The sequence below is a fragment of the Anaerofustis stercorihominis genome, from assembly GCF_024623185.1.
Taxonomy (GTDB): domain Bacteria; phylum Bacillota; class Clostridia; order Eubacteriales; family Anaerofustaceae; genus Anaerofustis.
Genome location: NZ_JANJZK010000029.1, coordinates 1 through 6,736, shown reverse-complemented (window position 1 = coordinate 6,736; position 6,736 = coordinate 1). Strand labels below are relative to the sequence as shown.

At 32.9% G+C, this 6,736-nt stretch carries 7 protein-coding genes; 5 read left to right on the top strand and 2 right to left on the bottom strand.

The window, feature by feature from the left end:
* The first annotated feature begins 613 nt into the window (after window positions 1-613).
* The 3 genes from NSA01_RS09545 (at window position 614) to NSA01_RS09535 (ending at window position 2,860) form a co-directional block, all read left to right on the top strand.
* Window positions 614-1,144 carry a dihydrofolate reductase family protein gene (locus tag NSA01_RS09545; RefSeq protein ID WP_257481233.1) on the top strand — a complete coding sequence of 177 codons (531 nt, stop codon included), beginning with the start codon at window positions 614-616 and terminating at the stop codon, window positions 1,142-1,144.
* Window positions 1,145-1,748: 604 nt separating this feature from the next.
* Window positions 1,749-2,303, top strand: a complete 555-nt coding sequence (locus NSA01_RS09540; protein ID WP_257481232.1) for a chromate transporter — start codon at window positions 1,749-1,751, stop codon at window positions 2,301-2,303.
* Complete coding sequence (locus NSA01_RS09535) at window positions 2,303-2,860, top strand: chromate transporter (RefSeq protein WP_257481231.1); 558 nt, start codon at window positions 2,303-2,305, stop codon at window positions 2,858-2,860. The genes NSA01_RS09540 and NSA01_RS09535 overlap by 1 nt, the downstream gene beginning before the upstream one ends.
* 301 nt (window positions 2,861-3,161) lie before the next feature.
* Here the strand turns inward: NSA01_RS09535 and NSA01_RS09530 are convergent, their stop codons facing one another.
* Entirely contained in the window at window positions 3,162-3,302 is a 141-nt protein-coding gene (locus NSA01_RS09530) for a hypothetical protein (RefSeq protein ID WP_257481230.1), read from the bottom strand.
* 273 nt (window positions 3,303-3,575) lie between these two features.
* On the opposite strand from NSA01_RS09530, the gene rapZ reads away from it, so the two are divergent.
* On the top strand, window positions 3,576-4,445 hold the full coding sequence (gene rapZ, locus NSA01_RS09525; protein WP_257481229.1) for an RNase adapter RapZ: 870 nt from the start codon (window positions 3,576-3,578) through the stop codon (window positions 4,443-4,445).
* Between the two features lie 12 nt (window positions 4,446-4,457).
* On the top strand, window positions 4,458-5,429 hold the full coding sequence (locus NSA01_RS09520) for a gluconeogenesis factor YvcK family protein (protein WP_257481228.1): 972 nt from the start codon (window positions 4,458-4,460) through the stop codon (window positions 5,427-5,429).
* Between the two features lie 649 nt (window positions 5,430-6,078).
* On the opposite strand, the gene NSA01_RS09515 is transcribed toward NSA01_RS09520, so the two are convergent.
* Window positions 6,079-6,408 carry a helix-turn-helix domain-containing protein gene (locus NSA01_RS09515; RefSeq protein WP_257481227.1) on the bottom strand — a complete coding sequence of 110 codons (330 nt, stop codon included), beginning with the start codon at window positions 6,406-6,408 and terminating at the stop codon, window positions 6,079-6,081.
* Window positions 6,409-6,736: the final 328 nt, after the last annotated feature.

The following is a 6,736-nucleotide window of genomic DNA, read 5'->3' as shown; positions in this document are numbered from 1 at the left end:
CTTCCGCTCAAGCCGCGGAGGCTTAAGGCGACTGGATTCCCTCAGAAAATCTACCCGATTTTCTGGGAACAGTCGCCATCCCCGCCACTAATGTATTAAAATGGGCTGGGGATTTTAATTTAAAGGACTTTATTTTGTTAAGAATATTACTTATTATTTGTTTGAAAAAATAATAAGTCAAAATCTTTGTTAGATTTTTGAAACGACCGCTGTCTTGCTTCAAATGTAACGAAATGGGGCTGGGGATTTTGATTTAAAGCACTTAAACTTAATGAAAGATTTATCTTTGAATATTCTGAAACGGTCATTGTATTTAATTTAAATTTTTATATGGAAAAATCCTATTTCATATAAAAAATAATGTCAGAATTTTTATAATGTAAATTTCTATAGTTTAATATACGATTTTTTATAAAAGATACCTTTGTAAATACGGAGGTATTTTTTTGTTATAATAAAAAATTAGGGAAAAATATTTATAGGATTGTTTATTAATTTAAATAAATAACAATAATATCTATATGACATAAAATTAAAGTGTTTTATAATTTTCTTTAAATTCAAGATGATAAACTTTGATTTGTCTTATAGAAAATATTAGATAGGAGATATGATGAGAAAGGTAGTTTTATTTATAGCAATGAGCCTTGACGGTTATATTGCAGATAAAGAGGGAAAAGTTGACTGGCTTCAAGGGGTAAAAGAAAATGAAGACGATATGATAAGTTATAATGAATTCATAAAAGATATGGATACGGTGATAATGGGGTGGAATACTTATGAGCAAATAGTAAGTGAGCTTTCAAAAGATAGTTGGGTTTATGAAGATTTTATGAGCTATGTCATCACTCACAGACAAATGAAAGATAAGGCTTGTATCAAATTTGTAAATGATGATGTTTGCAGTCTTATAAAAGAACTGAAGATGAAAAACGGAAAAGATATCTGGATATGCGGTGGGGCAAATATCGTATCTCAGCTAATGAAAGAAGATTTGATCGATAGGTATCATATATCCGTAATCCCGACGATTTTGGGTGATGGAATAAAGCTATTTGAAAAAAATAAAAATGAAATCAAATTAAAACTCATTGAAACAAAAACTTATAACGGTATAGTGGATTTGATTTATGAGCTTCGTTAAATATTTATTCATAAATCGCTTTAAAAAGTGTATAGGGAAAATATACTCCTTATATAATAAGGTCGATTTTTAGGAAACCTTATTTCTAAATAAAAAATTTTTTCGTTTATTTTATTAATAATTTTATATATGGCGACTTATTTATGTTTTTTGTATATTTAAAAACCACTATATTTGATTTTTATATCGTTAATCTAACTTGCAAAGTTTGGTTTGTTTATCTCATAGTTTTGAGTATTAAGAAATATGAATTTAGTATCATTATAATCAAATTTTTTATGGGATGATTTATATATATATTAAAATATATAAGACATTTGGGTGTCACTCTGCCATAAATTTTAAGTGTTTTTTTGGGGTAAAAAAAGTATAAAAGAAAAGTAAATTCTCCCATATATGAGGGTAAATATGGCAGTTTATGGTATAATATTAAAGACGTATTTATGATATCATAAATATATGATTTCCCTTATGATAAGGGGAGGAAAGCTTTTGATATAGGGTATATACATCATAATGGAAGTCAAAAGTATTAAAATGAAATTTTTTTGAAGTGTCAAAACACAGCGATATTGTTCATTTTGATAGACATTGGGAGATTGATTTGAAAAACAAAGATTTGGATTTATTTATTACTTTCGCCAACATAGGTGCTTTTACCTTCGGCGGAGGATATGCAATGATACCTCTTCTTCAAAAAGAAGTTGTAGAGAAGAAAAAATGGATAGATGAAAACGAGATGCTTGATATAACAGCGATATCTCAAAGTACCCCGGGACCGCTTGCGATAAACTGTGCTACCTTTGTCGGATATAAGATAGGGGGAGTATGGGGATCTATACTTGCTACTCTCGGCGTCGTTATCCCTTCTTTTTTTATAATAATCGGAGTTTCTATTATTTTTAATATGTTTAAAGATAATATCATCGTAAACAACGTCTTTGCGGGAGTAAAAGCGGGAGTCATCGTTCTGATTTTGGAAGCTGCTTTAAAGCTTGGGAAACCGATAAAGAAAGATTATTTCAATATGATACTGCTTTTCGGCTCTCTTCTGATAACCGCATTTACAAGTATAAACGTTATTTATGTACTTATCGTCTGTGCACTTCTCGGAGTGATATTTCATGGATTTAATATCATCAAGGGAGGCGATATGTAATGGTAATGGAATTATTTATAGTTTTCTTTAAAATAGGGCTGTTCACTTTCGGCGGAGGATATGCAATGATACCTCTTATAAAGACCGAGGTCCTTTCACATGGGTGGGCGACCGTGGGGGAAATCATTGATTTTATTGGTATAAGCGAATCCACTCCCGGACCTTTTGCGATAAATATAGCTACATTCATCGGTTTCGACCACAGCAGTCTTATAGGAGCGTTCAGTGCCACTTTGGGGGTAGTCCTCCCGTCCTTTGTAATAATTATCCTAATAAGTAAATTCTTTTTTAATTTTCAGGATAACAAATATGTTCAGGCAGTGCTTGCGGGGCTTAGACCAGCAGTGGTTGGAACGATAGCCGCATCTGCAATGACGATTTTTGCTTCGGTATTTATCCTAAAGGGAAAACTCACAAATTACACCGGGCTGATAATTTTAGCCGTAGTGCTTTTATTAAAACTGAAGTTCAAGGATATGCACCCTATCGTCCTTATAATAATATCCGGGTTTCTGGGATATTTGTTTTACGGTCCGCTGGCGGGGATAATGATGTAAAGGTGCTTCGTACTGTATAAGGAAAGTTTATGATAACTGACAGTACTGATAGTAAATAACTGCTGTTGATTTAAATTGAAGAAAAATATAAAGATATCTTGATTTAGTTAATATATAGTTATTATATTTTTAAGAAGCGGTTAATCTATTTTTAAATTTAACATGTATTGATATATTAAAGAAAATGCACAAATCCCATAAGGTAAAATTGTGTATTCTCTTTTTTTAATATTATAATACTTTGCAATTCATCAGTCAGTCATATGAACTTTAAAATTTTATGTTTTATAAATATAAAATATTATTTAAAACTCCTTATAAACTTCTTAATAAAAATTATTATCAAAATCAGAGACAATAAAATACAAACGAGGACGATGATGTCTTCGTAAATATATGAAATATCCAGTCCTTTCATTATAAAATCGATAACTTCTTTCATATACTGCCTCATAATTTGTCGAAAAATGTCTTTCTTATCTTTAACCTACCATATAAATATGAAATAACTGTGATATATCAATTAAAAATTTATTAATTGTTTTTATTGTTCATAAACAGCAAATTTAGATATTGGATATTGTTTTTCATTTCTTAATAAAATGGAATGGATATATCTTTTACGGTTACTTATCATTTTTGCTTTTTTTTATTTTACGTAGTATAATTATTCTATAAATAACGGATATGACTTTTAAGTGTAAGGAGAAAATATATGAAAATCATTGTTGTTGCGGGAATGCTTGCTGCGGGAAAGAGTGTGGCTTTAAGATTTTTTCAGGACAGGGGATTTTACTGCGTGGATAATCTTCCGCCTAAGCTCATAGATACTTTCATTGATCTTTTGGATAAGAGCGAACCCAAAACCGAAAATATAGCAATAGTTCTTGATGCCAGGGGAAGTGCTTTCTTCGATGATATAGATGAAATTTTGGATAACCTCAAAAATGAAAGAGGTGCGGACATTTTGTATATAGATGCCGACGATGACGTTTTGATTTCAAGGTATAAGAAGAACAGAAGGAAGCACCTTATATCGGGAAATGACAGGATAGAAGTTGCCATAAAAAAAGAAAGAAAATCAATGGAAGAGGTTAAGAAGAGGGCAGACCTAATAATAGATACTTCCAAATTATTAGAGAGAGATTTTGAAAAGATACTTCATGACTGCTACGGAAAGATAGGAACAGTATCATCTCAGTTCAGTATCAATATAAGTTCATTCGGATTTAAATATGGGATACTGCACGATGCGGATATAGTCTACGACGTAAGGTTTCTCCCAAATCCTTTTTATATAAAGGATCTAAAGCCTCTTACGGGGAAAAATAAGGAAGTGTCCGATTATGTGTTTTCCTTTGATGAAAGCAAAGAATTCATGGATAAGCTGGAGGACATAATCGCTTTTACTATCCCATATTATATTAAAGAAGGGAAAGCTCAGCTTGTAATAGGTATAGGCTGTACAGGCGGAAGACACCGTTCTGTGGCAATAGCCGGCGAACTGGCTAAAAGGATAGAGGAAAAAGGATATATCGTAACGGAAGAGCACAGAGATATAAGCAAAGATAACTATCAGTATTAAGCAGGTGATATTATGAAATTCAAAGATAAAAATATCGTTATAATCGGCGGGGGGACCGGCAACAGTGTTCTTTTGAAGGAGTTTAAAAAGCATACCGACAACATAACCGCTATCGTCACCGTTTCCGATGACGGCGGGAGCACGGGTAAGCTTCGTAAAGACCTCGGTATTTTGGCGGTAGGGGATATCCGTAACTGTATAACAGCACTTGCCGAAGACGAATCTACCATGACGGAGCTGATGGAGTATCGTTTTACTAAGGGCGCACTGAAGAAACATTCCTTCGGGAACTTGTTTTTGGCGGCGCTCAATGAAATAAGCGAAAGTTTCCCAAAGGCGATAAAGGATATAAGCGATGTTTTGGCAATCAAGGGAGAAGTTGTGGCTGTATCGAAGAATGATGATATAACGCTTTGTGCACTTCTTGACAATACTGCCGTCGTGAACGGAGAGTCCAAGATACCCAAGCAGGCTGTTAAAATGCATTCCAAGATAAAAAAGGTATTCATGACTCCTACAGATGCGAAGGTGAATGATTATGCGGTAGAAAAAATAGAGAATGCGGATATAATCATTTTAAGCCCGGGAAGTCTTTATACTTCCATAATCCCTAATTTGCTCATAAAAGATATCCCTTATGCCATTGATAAGAATAAAAAGGCTAAGAAATATTTTATAGCAAATATAATGACCCAGCACGGGGAGACGGACGGTTTTGACGTGTGGAAGCATGTCACGGAAATAGAAAAGCATATCCCGAGAGGGTGTAAAGTATTTAATGAAGTGATTTACAGTACTACGGTACTGGATAAAGAAGTGATAAAAAGATATAAGAAAAAACATGCGGATGTGGTGGAAGCAAACATAACCGATGAGATGAGAGAGATTTATACATTCACGGGACTCGACCTCGCACGAGAGATAAACGGAGTGATGAGGCATAACAGTGAAGTTTTGGTGGATTATTTAAAAGAAAATAAATAAGGGCTGTCCGCCCTTAAACCTACATTAGGGGCGCTGCCCCTAAAACCCTGTTATAAGGGACTCCGTCCCTTAACCCTTATGCAGGGCTCCGCCCTACAACCCAATACTCTGTAAGGCTCCGCCTTACAATCCGCCAATATTTTTCCGAAGATAAAAATATTGGATAAAAATCTTTCACTCAATCGCCGTGATGGCTTATAACGCGGTCGGATTTTGGAAAATTGCTGCCCGCAATTTTTCCAAACGACCGCTACCCCTACCCATTAAGTATGGAAGATAAGGTTTTTTTGGAAAAGGAATGTGAACACCTTTACTAAGGAAACCCGCAAATGTCGCTTATAAATCTAATTCTACCCGCATTCCTTGAAAAAGAAGCTAGCCCTTCCCTTTAAATAAGAAGATATTATTTTAATATAAATATGAACATTAATTCTAATAATAAATATAAGCTTTAAATACTTAATCCTCTAAAAACCCCCATTAAGATGTATTATAAACTTCTTTAAGAGTAATCAAAACGCTCATTATAATATACATTAAATAAATTATTTATTTATACATTACTTTTTAATATCTAATCTTTTTCCTTTTTTATACTTGTTATTAATATAAAGAAAATTTAATTTGAAAAAATTTCATCTGCTTTATTTCAGCTCAACTTTTTTAAATAATTTAGATTATTTATTAATATCTTTCTTTCTTCTATAGTGCAGTCTTTAAATAATAAATCTATTTCCCTTACGGTAATAAACATAGACCTTTTACCTAAATCCAAATCCAACAACTCATCTAAACTTATATTTAAAATATTAGCAATGTTTACTATGGTCTGAAGTGATACTTTTGTACTTCCATTTTCGATATGACTTAAATGGCTTACGGATAAATCCACATATTCGGCAAGAGTTTCTTGTGTTATTCCTTGTTTTTTCCTTTGTTGTTTTAATTTTTCTCCTAACATAAGATAGTCTATTTTCATTCACTGCACCATGTTTTTTTAATTATTATTTACGCCTATTTTATCATTTATTTTTATTAACATTGGAATGTATATATTCCATTTTATATAATATAAAAAAATTAAATGTATATAAAGAAGTTCATTTCTATAATCTATCAGTAAAACCTATATCAAACGTGGGCGGGGCAGCTTCTCTTCCAAGAAACGCGGGAAGCGTTTCTTAGGAAATCGAGAAGCGTAAAAGCCATCACGGCGAATGAGTGAAAGATTTTTATCTTCGGAAAAATATTGGCAGGGTTCTTAAGGGACGGAGTCCCTTACAATGGGTAGTAGGGTGGAACCCTAC